Annotated in this window: 20 protein-coding genes; 5 read left to right on the forward strand and 15 right to left on the reverse strand. The window is 41.6% G+C overall.

Annotation, left to right across the window (positions count from 1 at the left end; translation table 11 throughout):
* Nucleotides 1–95 precede the first annotated feature (95 nt).
* The 8 genes from BT105_RS02200 to BT105_RS02235 all read right to left on the reverse strand — a co-directional run bounded on the left by BT105_RS02200 (nt 96) and on the right by BT105_RS02235 (nt 5,438).
* The gene (locus BT105_RS02200; RefSeq protein ID WP_072299191.1) at nt 96–455 is read right to left on the reverse strand and encodes a sporulation initiation factor Spo0A C-terminal domain-containing protein; all 360 of its coding nucleotides are present in this window, start codon (nt 453–455) and stop codon (nt 96–98) included.
* A 146-nt stretch (nt 456–601) separates the two neighbouring features.
* Entirely contained in the window at nt 602–2,236 is a 1,635-nt protein-coding gene (locus BT105_RS02205) for a class I adenylate-forming enzyme family protein (protein ID WP_072299192.1), read from the reverse strand.
* Between the two features lie 207 nt (nt 2,237–2,443).
* Nucleotides 2,444–2,857: a zinc ribbon domain-containing protein gene (locus BT105_RS02210; protein ID WP_072299193.1), complete on the reverse strand. Its 414-nt coding sequence runs from the start codon at nt 2,855–2,857 to the stop codon at nt 2,444–2,446.
* Between the two features lie 36 nt (nt 2,858–2,893).
* A complete protein-coding gene (locus BT105_RS02215) occupies nt 2,894–4,168 on the reverse strand; it encodes a thymidine phosphorylase (RefSeq protein WP_072299194.1) in 1,275 nt (424 codons plus the stop codon).
* Nucleotides 4,169–4,244: 76 nt separating this feature from the next.
* Nucleotides 4,245–4,499, reverse strand: a complete 255-nt coding sequence (locus BT105_RS15410; protein ID WP_072299195.1) for a pro-sigmaK processing inhibitor BofA family protein — start codon at nt 4,497–4,499, stop codon at nt 4,245–4,247.
* Nucleotides 4,500–4,509: 10 nt separating this feature from the next.
* On the reverse strand, nt 4,510–4,818 hold the full coding sequence (locus BT105_RS02225) for a hypothetical protein (RefSeq protein ID WP_072299196.1): 309 nt from the start codon (nt 4,816–4,818) through the stop codon (nt 4,510–4,512).
* A 16-nt stretch (nt 4,819–4,834) separates the two neighbouring features.
* A complete protein-coding gene (locus tag BT105_RS02230) occupies nt 4,835–5,188 on the reverse strand; it encodes a hypothetical protein (RefSeq protein ID WP_072299197.1) in 354 nt (117 codons plus the stop codon).
* 1 nt (nt 5,189) lies between these two features.
* A complete protein-coding gene (locus BT105_RS02235; protein WP_028515699.1) occupies nt 5,190–5,438 on the reverse strand; it encodes a hypothetical protein in 249 nt (82 codons plus the stop codon).
* Nucleotides 5,439–5,627: 189 nt separating this feature from the next.
* On the opposite strand from BT105_RS02235, the gene BT105_RS02240 reads away from it, so the two are divergent.
* A complete protein-coding gene (locus BT105_RS02240) occupies nt 5,628–6,113 on the forward strand; it encodes a metallophosphoesterase family protein (RefSeq protein WP_072299198.1) in 486 nt (161 codons plus the stop codon).
* 88 nt (nt 6,114–6,201) lie between these two features.
* On the opposite strand, the gene BT105_RS02245 is transcribed toward BT105_RS02240, so the two are convergent.
* From BT105_RS02245 to proC, 5 genes are all read right to left on the reverse strand, one after another.
* A complete protein-coding gene (locus tag BT105_RS02245) occupies nt 6,202–7,602 on the reverse strand; it encodes a hypothetical protein (protein ID WP_072299199.1) in 1,401 nt (466 codons plus the stop codon).
* The gene (locus tag BT105_RS02250) at nt 7,599–8,081 is read right to left on the reverse strand and encodes a sigma-70 family RNA polymerase sigma factor (protein WP_072299200.1); all 483 of its coding nucleotides are present in this window, start codon (nt 8,079–8,081) and stop codon (nt 7,599–7,601) included. The genes BT105_RS02245 and BT105_RS02250 overlap by 4 nt, the downstream gene beginning before the upstream one ends.
* A gap of 102 nt (nt 8,082–8,183) precedes the next feature.
* Nucleotides 8,184–9,107 carry a YesL family protein gene (locus BT105_RS02255; protein WP_072299201.1) on the reverse strand — a complete coding sequence of 308 codons (924 nt, stop codon included), beginning with the start codon at nt 9,105–9,107 and terminating at the stop codon, nt 8,184–8,186.
* Between the two features lie 18 nt (nt 9,108–9,125).
* Nucleotides 9,126–9,656 carry a hypothetical protein gene (locus BT105_RS02260; RefSeq protein WP_143186524.1) on the reverse strand — a complete coding sequence of 177 codons (531 nt, stop codon included), beginning with the start codon at nt 9,654–9,656 and terminating at the stop codon, nt 9,126–9,128.
* A 107-nt stretch (nt 9,657–9,763) separates the two neighbouring features.
* Entirely contained in the window at nt 9,764–10,564 is an 801-nt protein-coding gene (proC, locus tag BT105_RS02265; RefSeq protein WP_072299203.1) for a pyrroline-5-carboxylate reductase, read from the reverse strand.
* Between the two features lie 172 nt (nt 10,565–10,736).
* Between proC and BT105_RS02270 the strand changes: the two genes are divergently transcribed.
* The 4 genes from BT105_RS02270 (at nt 10,737) to BT105_RS02285 (ending at nt 14,017) form a co-directional block, all read left to right on the forward strand.
* Entirely contained in the window at nt 10,737–11,009 is a 273-nt protein-coding gene (locus BT105_RS02270) for a hypothetical protein (protein WP_072299204.1), read from the forward strand.
* Nucleotides 10,999–11,886 carry a radical SAM protein gene (locus tag BT105_RS02275; protein ID WP_081367760.1) on the forward strand — a complete coding sequence of 296 codons (888 nt, stop codon included), beginning with the start codon at nt 10,999–11,001 and terminating at the stop codon, nt 11,884–11,886. The genes BT105_RS02270 and BT105_RS02275 overlap by 11 nt, the downstream gene beginning before the upstream one ends.
* Before the next feature lie 66 nt (nt 11,887–11,952).
* Complete coding sequence (locus BT105_RS02280) at nt 11,953–12,486, forward strand: RNA polymerase sigma factor (protein WP_081367761.1); 534 nt, start codon at nt 11,953–11,955, stop codon at nt 12,484–12,486.
* Nucleotides 12,476–14,017: a hypothetical protein gene (locus tag BT105_RS02285; protein ID WP_072299207.1), complete on the forward strand. Its 1,542-nt coding sequence runs from the start codon at nt 12,476–12,478 to the stop codon at nt 14,015–14,017. Before BT105_RS02280 ends, BT105_RS02285 begins: the two co-directional genes overlap by 11 nt.
* Before the next feature lie 44 nt (nt 14,018–14,061).
* Here BT105_RS02285 and BT105_RS02290 read toward each other — a convergent pair whose 3' ends face one another.
* Complete coding sequence (locus BT105_RS02290; RefSeq protein ID WP_072299208.1) at nt 14,062–16,158, reverse strand: glutamine synthetase III family protein; 2,097 nt, start codon at nt 16,156–16,158, stop codon at nt 14,062–14,064.
* A 212-nt stretch (nt 16,159–16,370) separates the two neighbouring features.
* A complete protein-coding gene (locus BT105_RS02295; protein WP_072299326.1) occupies nt 16,371–17,588 on the reverse strand; it encodes a 6-phosphofructokinase in 1,218 nt (405 codons plus the stop codon).
* Nucleotides 17,589–17,612 lie beyond the last annotated feature (24 nt).

The following is a 17,612-nucleotide window of genomic DNA, read 5'->3' on the forward strand; positions in this document are numbered from 1 at the left end:
TTTATGTCAGGACACTATTTTTGATAAAAAAATCCCCTTGAATCATCAAGGGGGAAATCAAATAAATAATAGCCTCAATCCTATGATATATTACATTACAGGAGATCTGCGCAATTGATCCTTATCCACTCGGAAACAGTGGAAATAAAGACAGAATTTGTTGGAATATCGTTTGTACTTTGCAAAGTGTTCATAAAAATCTTTTCTGCAAGCTCCTCATTATGACGATACCAGCCTGACTTGATTGCATGCCTGACGGCTCTTTCTATTGAACATTCAGAAGTCTGGTATTTGTCTGCGAGCTTGGCGTAAAGCGTTTTACTGAAATTCGTTATGTGCTCGTTTGATGTCACACACATGAAGATCACGTCTCGCAGATAGTGGTATCCTTTTGTGTTAGGAGCTATTCCGAGATTCAGAAGAGTTTTTACAATTATTGCTACAACGTTATTCATTTGGCTTTCGCACTCCTTTTAGCAATGATAGTATAATTATAGCATAATTGTTATAAAATGGTAAGGGTTAATTGCGTCGATTATTGACGAGTTTTGTCGAATAATGTCGATTAATTAAAAAAGAGCAGCATAGCTGCTCTTTTTTATCAGTTTTTGATCTGTTTTGCAACAAGGCTTTCGCCGCAGTAAATGGAACGAAGCTTTGGCTTCTCAATTTTTCCTGTGGGATTTCTCGGAACATCTGCAAATATGATCTTGTGAGGTCTCTTGTATCTTGGAAGTTTCTGGCAGAATGAAGTGATATCCTCTTCTGTACAGGTATGATCTTCCTTAATGGAAATAATAGCTGCTGCGATCTCACCAAGTCTCTTGTCAGGGAGTCCTATAACAGCTACGTCCTTGATAGCAGGGTGACTTCTGAGGAAATCCTCTATCTGTACAGGGTACAGATTCTCGCCGCCGCTGATGATAACGTCTTTCTTACGGTCAACGAGGTAAATAAAGCCGTCTTCGTCCTCCTGAGCCATATCGCCTGTGTAAAGCCAGCCGTCCTTTAATGTCTCCGCAGTAGCTTTTTCGTCACGATAATAACACTTCATAACTCCGGGACCTTTAACAAGAAGCTCGCCGACCTGTCCGCGTTCAACGGCATTACCGTTTTCATCGGCTATTTTTACTTCCCAGCCATAGCCAGCCTTTCCGATAGCACCTACCTTGTGTATGTTTTCAACACCAAGATGAACGCAGCCAGGTCCTATAGACTCGCTGAGTCCGTAGTTTGTATCGTATTGGTGCTTGGGGAATACTTTCTTCCAGCGTGCGATAAGCGACGGAGGTACAGGCTGAGCACCGATGTGCATAAGTCTCCACTGATCGAGGTCGTAATCCTCGAGATTGATATCTCCCCTGTCTATAGCGTCAAGAATATCCTGCGCCCACGGAACAAGAAGCCATACTATTGTACAGCCTTCTTCAGAAACAGTTTCGATAATCGACTTTGGCTTTACGCCTTTAAGCAGAACAGCTTTGCTTCCTGAATAAAGGCTGCCAAACCAGTGCATTTTTGCGCCTGTATGATAAAGCGGAGGAATACAAAGGAATATATCGTCCCTTGTCTGTCCGTGATGATTCTGTTCTACCTTAGCTGAGTGCATAAGGCTTGTATGGTCGTGGAGAATCGCCTTTGGGAATCCTGTAGTTCCTGATGAGAAGTAAATTGCTGCATTATCATCATCTGTGATCTTTACGTCAGGTGCTGTACTTGCACAGTTAGCAACAAGGCTGTCATAGTGCTCTGCAAATGAAGGACATCCCTCGCCTACGTAGAAAAGAAGACGATTCTTGCTTATCTCATCGGCTATTTCCTCGATTCGTCCGATAAACTCAGGTCCGAATACAAGAATATCTACCTCTGCAAGGTCGAGACAATACTTTATCTCGTCAGCTGTATATCTGAAATTAAGCGGCACAGCAAGAGCGCCTGCTTTAAGAATACCAAAGTAGATAGGGAGCCATTCGAGGCAGTTCATAAGAAGGATTCCGACCTTATCGCCCTTTTTGACGCCTCTTTCTAATAACATATTTGCGAAGCGGTTAGCTTTTTCGTCAAAAACCTTCCATGTTATCTCGCGTCTGTAATGACATTCGGGATTTGGCTCGATAAGCTCATATTCTTTCCATGTAATTCGTCTTACCTCTGTTATCTCGGGATTTACTTCTACCAGAGCAACATCAGTACCGTATAATTTAGCGTTTCGTTCAAGTAATTCTGTTATTGGCATTATAATGTTCCTTTCTGACTATGCTGCTTTTCTGCTTTTATGTTTAAAAGGCAAAAAGCTGCAAAGCGATAAACTATTTTTATTTTATCACAAAAAAGCGAAAAAGTAAATACTTCTTAAGCTCATTTTTGAACAAATTGGAACGGCTGTTTTTCAGCAAGTTGCATAAAACAAGGCGCATTAATGAAACTAATGCGCCTTCGATCATTATTCTACTGTTACATCTGAAACTGTCTCGGTTTCAGCTTCTTCAACTTTTTTACCGCATTTATCGCAGTAAACCTGCTCTCTGCGTATCTGAGAACCGCAATTTGTACAGAATACCTTGTCTTCGAGAGACATGAGCTCAGCTTTAAGATCGTCAAGTTTTAGTGTTTTTTCCTTGATGTCGTTTATTGTTGTGATAAACTCACTGTCAGGATCGCTGCAAATCTTTTCGTACATTACCTTTCCGAGCTCTATGTAGTCTGTATTGATGTCAGATTCAACGCGAGCCATTTCGCGCTTTATCTTAGTCTTTTCTGCAAATCTCTTAGAGCTGTTTGAAACTGTTTTTGCTCCGCGCTCAACAGATTCTCCGAATTTTCCTGCAAAATCCTTTACTGAATCAACAAATCCCATATTTATGACCTCCTGTTATGTTTTAGAGTAATTATATTACGTATAACTTGGCTTTTCGGTTATCTCAAATTTGACTGCATTCAGAGCTCTTACCGCAGCGTCCGAAAAATCGCTGCAAACTGTTGAATACAGAGTCATTATGATGTCATCGGCAGCAAGCTGATCGCCAACATCACAGTTCATGACGATACCTGCGCTCATGTCGATCTTATCGGTCTTATTAAGTCTTCCTGCGCCGAGCAGCAGAGATGTCATGCCCAGCTCCTCACAGTTGAACCCCAGTATCTTCATTCCCTTTGTAGCTCTTATCTCGTATTTTAGGAGCGGCTTCGGAAGCAGTGAAGTATCATCACATATCTTTTCGTTTCCGCCCTGTAGCTTGATAGTTTCACGAAGAACATCAAGTGCTCTGCCCGATGAAACGGCGTCTTCAGCCATTTTTCTGCATTCTGCATTAGTTCCTTTGCCTGCAAGCTCTAATAAATCAGCTGCAAGCTCTATGCAAACATCATACAGCTTACCCTTTGATTTCCCTTGCAGAAGCTCTACCGCTTCTTTAACTTCAAGAGCGTTTCCGATGTTTTTACCGAGCGGCGTATTCATGTCAGTTACGACAGCTTTGCACTTCTTCCCTGCTGATCTGCCTGCTTTTTCCATAAGAACCGCAAGCTTTTCAGCGTCCTCTTTGGTTTTCATGAAAGCTCCCGTGCCGTATTTTACGTCGAGAACAAGACAATCCGCGTTCATAGCGAGCTTTTTGCTCATTATACTTGCACAGATAAGCGGTATACTGTCGACCGTACCTGTTGCGTTTCTGAGTGCGTACATTTTTTTATCAGCAGGACAAAATTCTCCTGACTGAGAGATGATCGAGAAGCCTGTTTTTCTGAGTATTGCCTCAAACTCGTCCAGAGGCAGATCAGTTCTGTACCCCTCGATACTTTCAAGCTTGTCAATAGTTCCGCCCGTATGACCTAAGCCGCGTCCTGACATTTTTGCCATGCATACTCCGCAGGCAGCTGCGATAGGTCCGATGATAAGAGATGTTTTATCTCCGACTCCTCCTGTACTGTGCTTGTCCACAGTAAACGGGATATTCAGATGCAATATATCTCCGCTGTCGCGCATTGCTGCTGTAAGAGCAAATGTCTCTTTTTCGGTAAGTCCGTTAAGGCACACAGCCATAAGCCACGCAGACATCTGATAATCGGGGATTTCATCATTAGTATAGCCTTTTACAAGCCATGCTATCTCTTCTTCGTTAAGTTCCTGTGATTTTTTAGTTTTATTGATTATATCGATGATATTCATGATCCACCTCCTATACATATATTTTACCATTATTATCGTAATAATTCAATAGTTTTTGTGAAATAAGCCTTTGAATTTACAAAAAATTCATTATTACAATAAATACAACAAAAGGAACTCCAAGGATAAGACTTCCGAGTATATTGAAAAGATTAAGAGGAACATTTGCTCCGAATAAAGCTCCGTATTTATTGACAATAAAGAGCGCGGCTCCGCCTGTAAATGCGCCTATAATAAAGGATAACAGCTTTTTTTGCCGCCTGAAATAATATATCATCATTATAATGACTACGATTCCGCACAGTATTTTAAACACCATTTCAATATCCATATTTTACCTCTCACATCAGTATATATCCAAGTGCGATAATAAGTTTGATATCTGCACCTTCTTTTATAAGCATATATAGTATGGCAGCGATAAGAAGCTTGTCACTATCTATGCCGCCGTCGAGAAATTCATCGATAAGGCTGTCAAAAATACGGCTTTTTGCATTTTTGTCCTCATGCTGTTCCGAAAAATGCTCGCTTTTTTCTTTTTGGCATATATCAGGCGGCAGGTCGACAGCGGTATTATGCCCTGTACTGTGATACAGCCTAAAACAGTTCATATCAGTATGCTTTGGTGATCTTTCTCCGTATACCGCCATCGGCTCGCCTCCTTTCTTAAATCAGCTCCTGCAAAAGACCGCTTTCTTTTGCAATATTCCAAATAGCAAGTAGTTTTAAAAGCTTTAACGCTTTATCAACACGCTTTTGCTTTTCTGCACTGAGATGTGGTTTTAAAGCCAGAAGCAGATCAGCATTTTTGTCCTGTTTTGAAGCTTCGCCGATAAGACTTGTCAGCTTTAGCATTGAAGCTATATCAGGCTGTTCTTCGGTTGTGGCATTATCAGCTTTTTCTGCTTTTTCACCGCTCTTTTCACTGTCTGAGACCAGCATTTGCGCCAGCTCGGACAGTTGCTTCACGCTTTCCTCGTCTGACAGCAGCTCGCTGATCTTGCCCATTATATCGTCCATTTTATTTCTTTCCGCCCGAAAGCTTCTCGTAAAGCGCTTTTGCCTGCGGCGTACTCATCATCTTTTCAACAATTTTAGGATTATTCACTGCTTGTTGAAATCTTGCCGCGTCATTTCTGTTCATCGCAGAGAGCGCACTGTCAAATTTGCCTTCTTCAAGCTCTGCACGTAATTTCTCTGGCGGAACTCCTATCTTTTTGCTCACAACATTAAGAAGTCCCGATATCTTATTAGGATCGATATTGTTCATAGCTGCCTCCATAAAAACTTGATATATACAATAATATATTGTATTTACTGATAAAATATGTTTTTAATGCCTGTACCTGCCGCATTTTTGCGATTTTAACAAACAAGGCTATATTTTTTTGATAATACCTGTTGATTTTTTCAAAAAACTATGTTATAATATGGTATAAACTTCTTAGGAGGGATATAATTGCGCATTGTTGTAATATCAGACACACACGGTAATTCTTATGCTCTTGAAAGTGTTATTATGCGAAATACTGACGCAGACTGGATAATCCATCTTGGTGACGGTGAACGCGAGCTTGATAATTTTATCCTGTCTCATCAGAGAATGGCTCCTAAGATAATCCATGTTGCAGGCAACTGCGATTTTGACAGTTTAAGCGACGATTACTTCGTTCTTCCACTTATAGGTCATAAGCTTCTCGCTACCCACGGTCATCTTTACGGTGTAGGCTGCTCACTTGACAAACTAAAAGCGCTTGCAGCTGCCAATGAATGTGATATCATTCTTTTCGGGCATACTCATGAGCGCTACCAAAGCTTTGAGGACGGATTCTATATCATGAACCCAGGCAGCGCTTCTATCCCACGAGACGGTGCAAAGCCGTCATTCGGGCATATTGATATTACTCCCGAGGGTGATGTTGTCACCAATATCGTTAATGTCTGATACTCCCTGCTTATATTTTATGCAGATCATATTTTATTGTTACATAAGAAAATCCCCTTGAATCAACTTCAAGGGGATAATTTTATTTTCAGTTTGCTGAAACTGCATTTGGACGCTCATATGAGCTGTCATACTCTTTTATTCTTGTGATATCTGCCGACATAACCACTGGACTTCCGTTATGATTAACGCTTATCTCTGCTGTCATATCCAATGCGTCCTCGCCGTTCATATTATGAAGAACTGCATGAACCTTGCATACGTGGATAGAAGGATCATATTCTGTAACTTCAAGCTTATCCATGATATGTCCGATACCTCTGCCTGCTTTGCCTTCGGAATCATAGCCGATATTTATATCGTTATATTCTGCTCTCTTCTCAATATAATTCTGAATAGCTACTGCTGATGTGTATTCTGGTCTGTCGCCTGTTTCGATTGAACTTATTTTCCACTCACCGTTGATGAGGTTGAATGTAATAATTTTTTCATCGCCGTATTTAGCGTTTTCCCAGCCTGTATAAGGCGTTTTTACGAAACAAGATGCTTTGAAGCTATTATCTTCTGTTTCGAGTACATTAGGTTCAGTCGTTAAGCTTGTCAGGAATGAGTGCTTGCCGTTTGCGTAATAGGGAGCTGTTTCCGACTCTACAGTACGCTTTGAAACATACAGATTTCCGTTGTATTCAACGTAAATTCCGATATTGATCGAAAAGGCTTCGTCATCACAAGTGTCTTTGCCATTTGGTCTGATGTCTACCCTGCTTCCGTTCTCGAACTTGCTTACATCTCCGCCAAGCCAGCTTTGTAAAGAAGATTCATACTCAACGTCCGCTGCATCTTTGAAGTTATCAGGCATTGTAAAGCTTTCATATGTTTCGCCGTAATGTTTTCTGTCTATTGAAGACGCAATCGGTGCTTTGTAGTACTCGTAGATATCCTGACAGCTCTTGAAGCGTTCATCAGTTACCTTGTAGAATGTTCGCTCTCCGCCGTAATTATTTGACCATTCTTCTCTTGTGCTGTCATAGGTATAGAATGTTATGCTTTCATTGCTGTCATATGACACATCGCCGTATTGCATTACATTCAAACTGTCAATATAATGCTGTGTGAGCTCATTTGCAATTGCTTCATAATCATATTCAACAGGCGGCTCTGTTGGCTCCTCAGTTATTTCTGTTACAGCCTCGGCAGTTGTTTCTTCTTCGATGACCTCGGCAAACTGCTGAGCGTTCTTACTGCCCTTGTGGAGCAGTACTCCTGTTGTGCCTATACCGCCGACGATAATTGCGCAGGCTGCTGCTATACCGACATATTTCATTATGCCGTGACCGCTGCGCACTTCAACGCCTGATACGGATTCGGTATATTCATTTGTATTCAGCTTTATTTTGTTCTCACGTTTACTCATGTCAAGTACCTCTTTTCTGCACCGCTCGTCAGGTGTCAAGCGGTCTGTTACTCTTTTATAATCATTCATATTCATAGTCGGAGCTCCTTTCCAAGAATATCCTTAAGCTTTTTACGTGCACGGTATAGCTGAGTCTGTATTGCGGTCTCTTTATCACCTGTAATGGCACTTATCTCTTTTATTGAGTATTCCTCATAATAAAAGAGGTGAATAACTGTCCTGTATTTCTTCGGAAGTGACATTACAGCATGATATACGTCGCTTTCCTCTTGTGTTTCGAAGACAAGACTTGCTTCTTCAAGCGGTATCGAGGTCAGGGAGTACTTATATCGCAAAGAACGGAACAGATCCCTGCATTTGTTGACAGTTACTTTAAGCAGCCAGCTTTTCTCCTTTGTTTCGTCCTCAAAAACAATGTCAGCGGAAAAGCGGCTGATAAACACCTCCTGCATTATATCCTCAGCGTCAGCTTTATTCTTACAGTAAGCAAACGCCATTCGATAGACGGCATTACTGTATTTATCGTATATTTCCGTCATTTTTTCGGAATCCATCGTTTGCTTCCTTTCTTTTTGAAGTACTTCACTAATAAAACGAAAAAGCTATCTCAAATATCACACAAAAAATAAAATCGGCACAAAAAGTGCCGATTATTTTTAGGATATTCTTTTTCCCTTGCCTTTTGCTCGCTTTTCAATAGGCTTTTCCTTGCCGCCCATGTCCTCGAAGATACGCTCGTCTTCGTCGGGAGTATCGTCAATAAGCTCGGGGTTTATCTCGCCTATGCTTGTGTAATATGGATTAATAACATATTTCTGTATCACAGGATAGCTGATAAAGCAGCTGAACAGACACAGGAATGCTGCTGGAAAAAATGGCAGCAGAAGCATGAATACAGGGAATACGAAGAACAAGAACACTCCCATAATCGCAAGTGTCAGCAATGAAACGATAAATATAATGAAATTCTGCTTCAATGCTACAAAAGCGAGGGCAAATGAGTTCTTCAACAGATTTTTCAGAGATAATGTTGTCGCAATCATCATCGGGAAGATGTAATAATTCATTATCAAGATAACGAGGAACAAACTGAATGCAATAACCATAGGTACATACATTATCTTAGACCCTGTTTGGATAGCGATTGCAGGATAGACCTGAAATGACGCAAATGCTGACGCAAGTACAAGACAGTCGATAAAGCCGACTATAGCGGCATTTTTGAAGTTGTTTTTGAATGCGTCCCAGAAGTCACGCCATATAAATGTGTGCTTTTCGATTACAAACGCCTTTATTACCTTGGTCATTCCTGCTGTAGCAGGTCCGATGAGAACTGCGAAAATCACCAATAAAGCGACTGTGGATATTACAAAGCCATTATAATTGTTCTTGAATATTGCCAGTGCAAATAATATCAGCAGAAATGGCAGGAAAAATAACATATAGATAAAATTAAGTGCCAGAAGTTTCCAGAATTTTCTGCCAAGTATGTCAAAAAAAAGTGCAGCTCCTTTCTTTTTAGGAGCGTTTTTGGCTATACCCGAGCCTGCGCTGACATAATCCTTGAAAAAAATGCCCAATTGAAATTCCTCCGATTTCTATCTGCGGAAAGAACTGTAGAGATGCAATATAGCTCCGTCAGCCGCAGAAATAAATATTGAAAAAATAATAAGTACGATAAATCTGAGACAATACAGCTTGAAACTTATACTGTTTTCGCTGCTGTCGTATTTATTGGTGCAGAAAGCAAGGATAGCCCTTGAATTCCGAACGGATTCCCTTACTGATACTGCGGCAATAAACGCAGCAGCGGCAGCTCTTGGCAAAAAAGTGAAAACAACAGACAGCACAGCGCCTTTGCCGTAAACAACATACATCATTGCTGCCGACACGCCTATACCTATCCCTCTGTATATGAGCAGAGCAAGTCCGCAGGCTCGTCCGAATGCAAATAATCCTGCAAGATAGGCTGCACCTAAAAACAGAAGCAGCGATATAAAAGCATGCAGTGAAGCCCTCCACGAAAAGGACTGCGTAAAAAGCATCTGATTTATCCAAACAGAAGCCGAAAACTGTCCTTTGCCCGCAATAAATGCGCCTATTGCAATGCCTATGATAATAAATATCATGTAAAAAAGCAGACTTGTCCCGTCTTTTTTATTGTTGAACGTACTTATTTGTTTCATGCACATCATTCCTTTCACAGAAATATATGCGCATGATAATTATTTTAGACTTATTTTGAAAGCTCGTATGCTCTCTTTGTACAGCTTTCGCAGCAATTCTTTACTACATCTGTAAGATTGCCCTCGTAAAGTCTGTCAAGACCTGCAAGAGTAGTTCCTCCCGGTGAGGATACCATTTTTATGAGTTCGTCGATCGAATAGCCTGAATCGGTTATCATCTTTGCTGAACCGATAAGACTCTGTGTGAAAAGCTCTTCAGCTGCCGCCTTGTCGATACCAACTGAAGCTGCGTAATCAATGAAGCCCTTTGCGAAGAGATAAATAAATGCAGGGCTGCTGCCGTTAATAGCGATTATCTCCTTCATTTTATCCTTTGAGATAACTGCTGCCTTACCGCATATCTTGAAGATGTTGAGAACGACATCAAATTCTTCATCTGTAACACGCTCGTTTCTTGAAAGTGCAGAAGCGCCCTCGCCTAAAAGGAGAGGAGTGTTAGGCATTACAAGAACTACCTTTGCGTCGGGAATAGTTTTCTTTGCGATAAATTCGTCGCCGATACCAGCGGCGATAGAGATTATAACAGTGTCTTTTGTTGTGTGTGCGGATATTGCCTCAAGTACGCCCTCGATTATCTGTGGCTTAACTGCAAGAAAAACATATTTGCAATTCTCCATTATCTCCTTTTCGGAAGAGCAGCCGTTTACTCCGTATTCAGCAAGAGCAGCAAGCTTTTCTGTGCATGGATCAAATGCGAAAAGCTTTACCTCAGCTTCGAGAGTGCTTGTTGAGATTCCTTTCATTATTGCGGTGCCCATGTTTCCTGCACCGATAAAACCTATATTCATCATAGCTATAGCTCCTTATGTAATAATGCACTATTTATTATACATCACTTTGTACAAAAAAGCAAGTGTATTTTTTGCGTTATTCAATGATTAGCGGCGTTTTTTTGCGGCGTTTATTGACTTTTTATAATTAGGGTGATAAAATTAGATTATTCAGTCGGCGGAGGGAACAAAAATGGACAGAAAGAAACCCAAAAACAACAAAATAACACGCTATTCCAACAGTGTTATCTATTATAAAAGTCTTTCATGCAGGGCAAGTATATACGAGGACAGGCTTATAACTGATTTTTGTAAAAAGAACAGGATGTCTAAGAGCATTTTTCTTGCTTCTGCGGCTATGTATTGCATAAATAACAATATAAGCGCAAAGGAACTGCTAAACAGCACTGCTACCTCTGAAAACTTTGATTTCAGGGAATATAAGGAAGATGAATATGAATTATGAATGCAAGCTTTGTCCGAGAGAATGCGGAACTGACAGGACAAAGGAAAAAGGTTTCTGCGGTGCTGGAGATAAAGCTGTAGTCGCAAGAGCTTCACTGCACAAATGGGAGGAACCTTGTATTTCCTATAAAAACGGCGCAGGAACTGTTTTCTTTTCAGGCTGCAATCTGCATTGTTGTTTCTGTCAGAACAATAAAATAAGCAATGAGCTTTTCGGAAAAGAGATATCTGACGAGAAATTAAGCGAAATTTTTCTGCGATTGCAGGACATGGGAGCAGATAATATTGACCTTGTTACTCCGACACATTTCGTTCCGAATATTATAAAAGCTCTTGATATGGCAAAAAATAAACTGACCATACCTGTAGTCTACAACTGCGGCGGCTATGAATCAGTAAAAACTATCGAAATGCTCGACGGATATATAGATATCTATCTGCCGGATATGAAATACTTTTCCTCAGAAATATCAGCAAAGTACTCCAATGCTCCTGATTATTTTGAAAGAGCTTCGGCGGCAGCGCTTGCAATGATAAAGCAGACAGGAGAACTTAAATTCAACGACGAAGGCGGTCTTTTGAAAGGCACTGTAATACGTCATATGGTACTCCCCTCTCACAGACATGATTCCATGGAAATAATCAGGTGGATAGCTGAAAATACGTCTCCCAAAAATGTACTTGCAAGTATAATGAACCAGTATACGCCTTTTGAATTTATCTCTGATGAATATCCCGAGCTAAAACGCCGCGTTACGAAAATGGAATACAACAGCGTTGTGAATCTTGCAGCTGAGCTTGGTATCAACGGCTTTACTCAGCAAAAAAGCTCTGCTTCACAGGAATATGTGCCCGATTTTGACCTTTCGGGAATATAAAAAGCTCCAATACGGAGCTTTTTTAATTTTTGTGTCACAAATAGCGTTTCAAATGTGTTATATGTTATGAAACGTTTCAATCGAGGTGATAAAATGACTTATGACGAATCTGAAAAGCTGAAAAAGCTTTATGAAATATACGAGCAGCCCATGTACAGGATAGCATATGCTGTTCTGCATGACGTGGGACTTGCCGAGGACGCTGTCTCAGAGGCTTTTATCCGTATCATGCACAAGATAGGAAAACTCGGTGACTGTCACAGCGAAAAGACAAAGGCGTATATCGTTAAGGTCATAAAAAGCACTTCCATAAACATCTATCGCAGGAATAAACGTCGGTACAGCGAGGAAATCTCCATTGACGATGCCTTGCAAGTCGCCGATAAAGCTCAGCAATATTCTGATAACGGTTCAATTAACGAGATATTGGGCGTACTGGGCGAGACTGATAGAAAGATCGTTACTCTTAGATGTATCGAGGAACTGTCATGGAAGGAAGTTGCGGATAAATTATCCCTCACCGAAGCAAATGTACGAAAGCGTTTTGAACGTACGAAAAAGCGCTTGAAATCGAAAGGAGAGATCAACAATGAGAAATAAAGGTATACCTTCCGAAAAAGAATGGGACAAAATAGTTGATGAAGCCTTTTCATCAGACAAAAAGCATGATTTCTCCGTGAGGTATGAACTTCGCAGGGAGGACATACAGAAAGGAAATATTATGAAAAAGACAACAAATCATATTAAAAGGCGATATATCGGCATGGTAGCGGCTGCGGCAGCCGTTGTTATAGGCGCTCCTATATCGATATATGCTATCTCAAGAGTAATTCCCACTTCGTCACCTATGGCTGAGGTTGAGAACGAGGAAGAAATTGCAACTCAGACAGTTATAACTCCCGAAGAACCTACAGAAGCCGAAGACGAAACAAAAGGTGTACTCCAGCTTGAAAAGAACGGCGAATATCAGTATATCCTTAAATTTACCCCTACTGATGAAGAAGCAAGCGACGAGCAGAACTATGATGTTGAGTACACATTTCTGCCTGAAGGAACTTATATGAGAGAACACGACTTCAAGTATGTTGTAGGAACAGGCGGAGGCATTACTCCTATTAAATACCGTGTATCAGCGGCTACACCTATGATCGAAAAAGTGGGCAGTATAGTAAAGCTTGACGATGTATCCAATGATGAAAAGACAGCTTATATATTCTACCGTCAGGAAAATATGTACTTAGGGGCAGAAGACACAAATTCATTCGGACGAGTTGTGTGGATTCATTTCAAGGGAACAAACTTTATGCTTCAACTGTACCTTACCGATGATATCTCAGACGATGACGCCCGCAGTGTTATTGACGGTGCTAAGCTTGTTCCGTCTGAGGAACAGGCAGCAGGTATATGGTTCAACAGAGAAGAATCTGCCGGCAACAATAACGTTCAGCCTGCAACAAGCGGAAAGAGTATTGACGACTTTACTATAGTAAGCGTTGGTGATACAGTCAAGGACGAGCGTGAAGACGGAAATAATATCGAAATAACTGTTAATGACGCGTGGGTTCAGGATAATTTCGACGGTATAACAACTGACGGCTGCGGCTGGGATGCGGATTACAGCGAATTTCTTGGCGAAGACGGCAAGATATATGAAACCTATTACTACGGTACTGTCGGAGACGGTATAAATACTATTGATGAAATTACAGATACTGTAAAGACACAAAAGAAAGTTATAGTTCTCGATTTGACATATAAAAACGTCGGGGACGAAGATATATGTGAGGATCTCGAAAACTGTAAGGTCGGCTGCAATATATTCCCAAGTCTGATCATAGCTCCCCAATGGGACTGCAACTGGCGTGTTAAAGCAAGCAATACAGATAAAATGCTTCTGAATCACAGTAAGCTTGCCTGCGAGGACTTTTTATCACTTGAATCAGATAATAAATCGGGTAAAAACGCTATAAATATCCCGGCAGGCGGCGAAACTCATGTAAGGATATCGCTTGTCGCTGATGCAGATGACCTTGATGATCTGTATGTAGACTATACAGGTCATGCGATGAATCATTCATACTATAAGAACTCGGAAAAATACCCGATATTACCTGTAAAGGATATCAAATAATATCAAAAGGCGATACATCAGTGTGTATCGCCTTTCTTTTATAATTATACGTTGTAAATGATCTCGGAATAAGCCGGGATTGGCCACTTTGAAGCAGGCATATTAAGCTCTATCTCGTCTGCAATGCTTCTCATGATATCCATTTCAGCAAGCACCTTGTCGTGGAAGAATTCAGCCTGAGCCTGTATCTCCTTGACTGCATTTGCTTCAGTGATACGAGCTTCGAGACGCTCTATTGAATCGTAGAAGCGGTCAGCAAGCTCATTGAGCTTCTTGGCTATCTTCTCATCTGTGTTGCAGGTAAAGCCTATCTGCTTCTTTGTTGCAATAGCTTCACAGAGACTCTGAACGTGTTCCATAGTTGCAGGAAGAAGCTGCTTTCTTGCCATTTCGACCATTGTACGAGCCTCGATACGTACAGTCTTGGAGTACTTTTCAAGGTGTATCTCGGTTCTTGCAGCTACCTCGTTCTGATTGTATATCTCAAACTTGCGGAATATGCGGATATTCTTTTCATCTGTGTAGTGAGGCATACAGTCAACAGTTGAAGCATAGTTCGGAAGTCCCCTTTTCTCTGCTTCCTTGACCCACTCGGCAGAGTAGCCGTCGCCGTTGAAGATTATCCTTCTGTGATCTTTGATAACGCTCTTGAGGAGCTTTCTTACCTCTGCATCAAAGTTATCCTTGCCCTTGAACGGCTCAAGTATCTCAGTGAACTGGCTGAGCTCCTCGCACATGATAGTGTTGAGAAGTACATTCGGACAAGCAATATTATCGGAAGAACCAACCATTCTGAACTCAAATCTGTTACCTGTGAATGCAAATGGTGAAGTTCTGTTTCTGTCTGTAGAATCCTTAGGGAAAGACGGAAGAGCGTCAACACCTATTTTGAATGTACGTGTCTTTGTCTTGTACTCGCCGTCGTCCTCGATAGCCTGTAATACAGCTTCAAGCTCTTCACCGAGGAACATTGAAACGATAGCAGGCGGAGCTTCATCAGCACCGAGTCTGTGGTCGTTGCCTGCTGAAGCAGCTGACAGTCTCATAAGGTCAGCGTATTCGTCAACGCCCTTGATAAGAGCGCAGAGTATTGTGAGGAACTGGAGATTATCCATTGGAGTATCGCCGGGATCGAGAAGATTCTGACCGTCGTTTGTGGACATAGACCAGTTATTGTGCTTACCTGAGCCGTTTACACCCTCGAAAGGCTTCTCGTGGAGAAGGCATACAAGACCATGTCTGAGAGCTACCTTTTCCATAACTTCCATAGCAAGCTCGTTCTGGTCTGTACCGAGATTAGATGTAGTGAAAATAGGAGCCATTTCGTGCTGTGCAGGAGCTACCTCATTGTGCTTTGTCTTTGAGTAGATACCAAGTTTCCAGAGTTCTTCGTCAAGGTCAGCCATATAAGCCGCAACTCTCGGACGGAGATTTGCAAAGTACTGATCGTCAAGATCCTGTCCCTTTGGCGGCTTTGCACCGAAAAGTGTTCTTCCTGTAAGGATAAGATCCTCACGCTGGTCGAACTTTTCCTTGTCTATTAGGAAATATTCCTGCTCTGCGCCTACAGTTGATGTTACTCTTGTAACTCTGTCGTTTCCGAAAAGCTTTAAGAAACGGACAGCTGTCTTGCTGAGAGCCTGCATTGACCGAAGAAGCGGAGTTTTCTTATCAAGGACTTCGCCTGTGTATGATACGAATACTGTTGGGATATAGAGACTTCCCTCTTTTACGAAGCAGTAGGAAGTAGGATCCCATGCTGTATATCCTCTTGCTGAGCTTGTTCTTCTGAGTCCGCCTGACGGGAATGATGAAGCGTCAGGTTCGCCCTTTACGAGAGCTTTGCCTGAGAACTCCATGATAGCCATACCGTTAGGGGCAGGATTTATAAAGCAGTCATGCTTTTCGGCTGTAGAGCCTGTCATTGGCTGGAACCAGTGTGTGTAGTGAGTAGCGCCTCTTTCTATAGCCCATTCCTTGATAGTATTGGCAACAACATCTGCTGTTTCCATATCAGCAAGGGGCTCGTTGTTCTGCATTGTTCTCTTAAGTGCCTTATAGACATTCTTTGGAAGTCTTGTTTTCATTACTTCCTCGTTAAAGACGTTGCAGGCAAAAATCTCGGGGATATTAACTGACATATTCTTTCCTCCTCAGAGCATATCCGCTCCTAAATACAATACTCCATTATATTTTTCAATTATACCACTATGACGTCAATTTGTCAATATAACATGAACTCGAGGGATATACTTTTTCTTCTTGATACAAAATATATGTACGCTGATGTTAAAAAAAGTATATTTTGCCATGCTAACATAAAAAATCCTCGGAGCAATCCGAGGATAATTCGTTATATTACAAAGTTAAGAGGCATACCGTTCTTCATAATTGCGTGGAGTTCGCCCTGTATAAGCGGCATAAGGTAGTCATATGCAGGCGGAAGAACGTTGTTTCCCTCCTCGTTGATCCACTCACGCGGAAAGAACTTTTCTGTATTTGCTGCCTTTGCTGCGTCTACAGTATCTATCCTGTAGCTGTAGGGCATATTTGATTCTCTTACAAAAGTCATCATACAGCCTGATTTGCCCTCAAGTCCTGCATTTACAGCTGCCATACCTATAGCCTCTGCGGACTGAATATCCTCCAGCGAAGCAATATGCGAGCTGCATCTCTGCATAACATTGAGTTCAATAGAACGAACCTTGCAGCCTATCTCAGCACCTACAAGCTTTTCAAGGAACTTGCCGATTCCTGCGAGATAGCTGTGACCGAAAACGTCCTTCTGACCTGACTGATATTCCTCGGCGGCGAACTTGCCCTCAGCAGTTTTTACTCCCTCAGATACAACAACAATAACTGCACGGTGCTTCTTCATCTGTTCCTTGACATCTCTGAGGAAACCTTCGATACTGAACACAGCTTCAGGAAGATATACCAGATGAGGAGCGCTCTCGCCGTTTGCTCTGATACAGCATGAAGCGGCAGCAAGCCAGCCTGCGTGACGTCCCATAGTTTCGATTATAGTTACTGACGGTATACTGTAAACATTACTGTCACGGGTTATCTCCTGAACAGTAGCAGCAACATACTTAGCGGCTGAACCGAATCCCGGTGAATGGTCTGTTTCGCAAAGGTCGTTGTCTATTGTTTTAGGAATACCGATTATTTTTATATCATCAATATTGTATGCACGAAGATACTCCGAATACTTGGCAACAGTGTCCATGGAATCATTACCGCCGATATAGAAAAATATGCCTATATCGCGCCAGCGAAGCACTGCTGTTATCTTTTCGTAGATCTCAGTGCTTTCTGTATAGCTCGGAAGCTTTTTTCTGCATGATCCAAGTACTGCTGACGGTGTTCTGAGAAGCAGCTGATAGCTTACATCGCTGTCGATCTTTTCGGACAGATCAACCATTTGGTCATTAATGATACCCTCTATGCCATTTAGAACGCCAAATATCTTGTTTATCTTGCCTGATTTTTTTCCTGCGTTGAAAACGCCTGCCAATGAAGCATTTATAGCGCAGGTCGGACCTCCTGACTGTGCAACTGCAATATTCATATTCACATATTAGCTCAGCAAAAT

This window comes from Ruminococcus flavefaciens (genome assembly GCF_900119075.1).
Taxonomy (GTDB): domain Bacteria; phylum Bacillota; class Clostridia; order Oscillospirales; family Ruminococcaceae; genus Ruminococcus; species Ruminococcus flavefaciens_Q.

Bases quoted from the DNA above. Each gene is read 5' to 3' on its own strand.
- BT105_RS02200 (WP_072299191.1), bottom strand. From the start codon at position 455: ATGAATAACGTTGTAGCAATAATTGTAAAAACTCTTCTGAATCTCGGA.
- BT105_RS02205 (WP_072299192.1), bottom strand. From the start codon at position 2,236: ATGCCAATAACAGAATTACTTGAACGAAACGCTAAATTATACGGTACT.
- BT105_RS02210 (WP_072299193.1), bottom strand. From the start codon at position 2,857: ATGGGATTTGTTGATTCAGTAAAGGATTTTGCAGGAAAATTCGGAGAA.
- BT105_RS02215 (WP_072299194.1), bottom strand. From the start codon at position 4,168: ATGAATATCATCGATATAATCAATAAAACTAAAAAATCACAGGAACTT.
- BT105_RS15410 (WP_072299195.1), bottom strand. From the start codon at position 4,499: ATGGATATTGAAATGGTGTTTAAAATACTGTGCGGAATCGTAGTCATT.
- BT105_RS02225 (WP_072299196.1), bottom strand. From the start codon at position 4,818: ATGGCGGTATACGGAGAAAGATCACCAAAGCATACTGATATGAACTGT.
- BT105_RS02230 (WP_072299197.1), bottom strand. From the start codon at position 5,188: ATGGACGATATAATGGGCAAGATCAGCGAGCTGCTGTCAGACGAGGAA.
- BT105_RS02235 (WP_028515699.1), bottom strand. From the start codon at position 5,438: ATGAACAATATCGATCCTAATAAGATATCGGGACTTCTTAATGTTGTG.
- BT105_RS02245 (WP_072299199.1), bottom strand. From the start codon at position 7,602: ATGAATATGAATGATTATAAAAGAGTAACAGACCGCTTGACACCTGAC.
- BT105_RS02250 (WP_072299200.1), bottom strand. From the start codon at position 8,081: ATGGATTCCGAAAAAATGACGGAAATATACGATAAATACAGTAATGCC.
- BT105_RS02260 (WP_143186524.1), bottom strand. From the start codon at position 9,656: ATGATATTTATTATCATAGGCATTGCAATAGGCGCATTTATTGCGGGC.
- proC (WP_072299203.1), bottom strand. From the start codon at position 10,564: ATGATGAATATAGGTTTTATCGGTGCAGGAAACATGGGCACCGCAATA.
- BT105_RS02270 (WP_072299204.1), top strand. From the start codon at position 10,737: ATGGACAGAAAGAAACCCAAAAACAACAAAATAACACGCTATTCCAAC.
- BT105_RS02275 (WP_081367760.1), top strand. From the start codon at position 10,999: ATGAATTATGAATGCAAGCTTTGTCCGAGAGAATGCGGAACTGACAGG.
- BT105_RS02280 (WP_081367761.1), top strand. From the start codon at position 11,953: ATGAAACGTTTCAATCGAGGTGATAAAATGACTTATGACGAATCTGAA.
- BT105_RS02285 (WP_072299207.1), top strand. From the start codon at position 12,476: ATGAGAAATAAAGGTATACCTTCCGAAAAAGAATGGGACAAAATAGTT.
- BT105_RS02290 (WP_072299208.1), bottom strand. From the start codon at position 16,158: ATGTCAGTTAATATCCCCGAGATTTTTGCCTGCAACGTCTTTAACGAG.
- BT105_RS02295 (WP_072299326.1), bottom strand. From the start codon at position 17,588: ATGAATATTGCAGTTGCACAGTCAGGAGGTCCGACCTGCGCTATAAAT.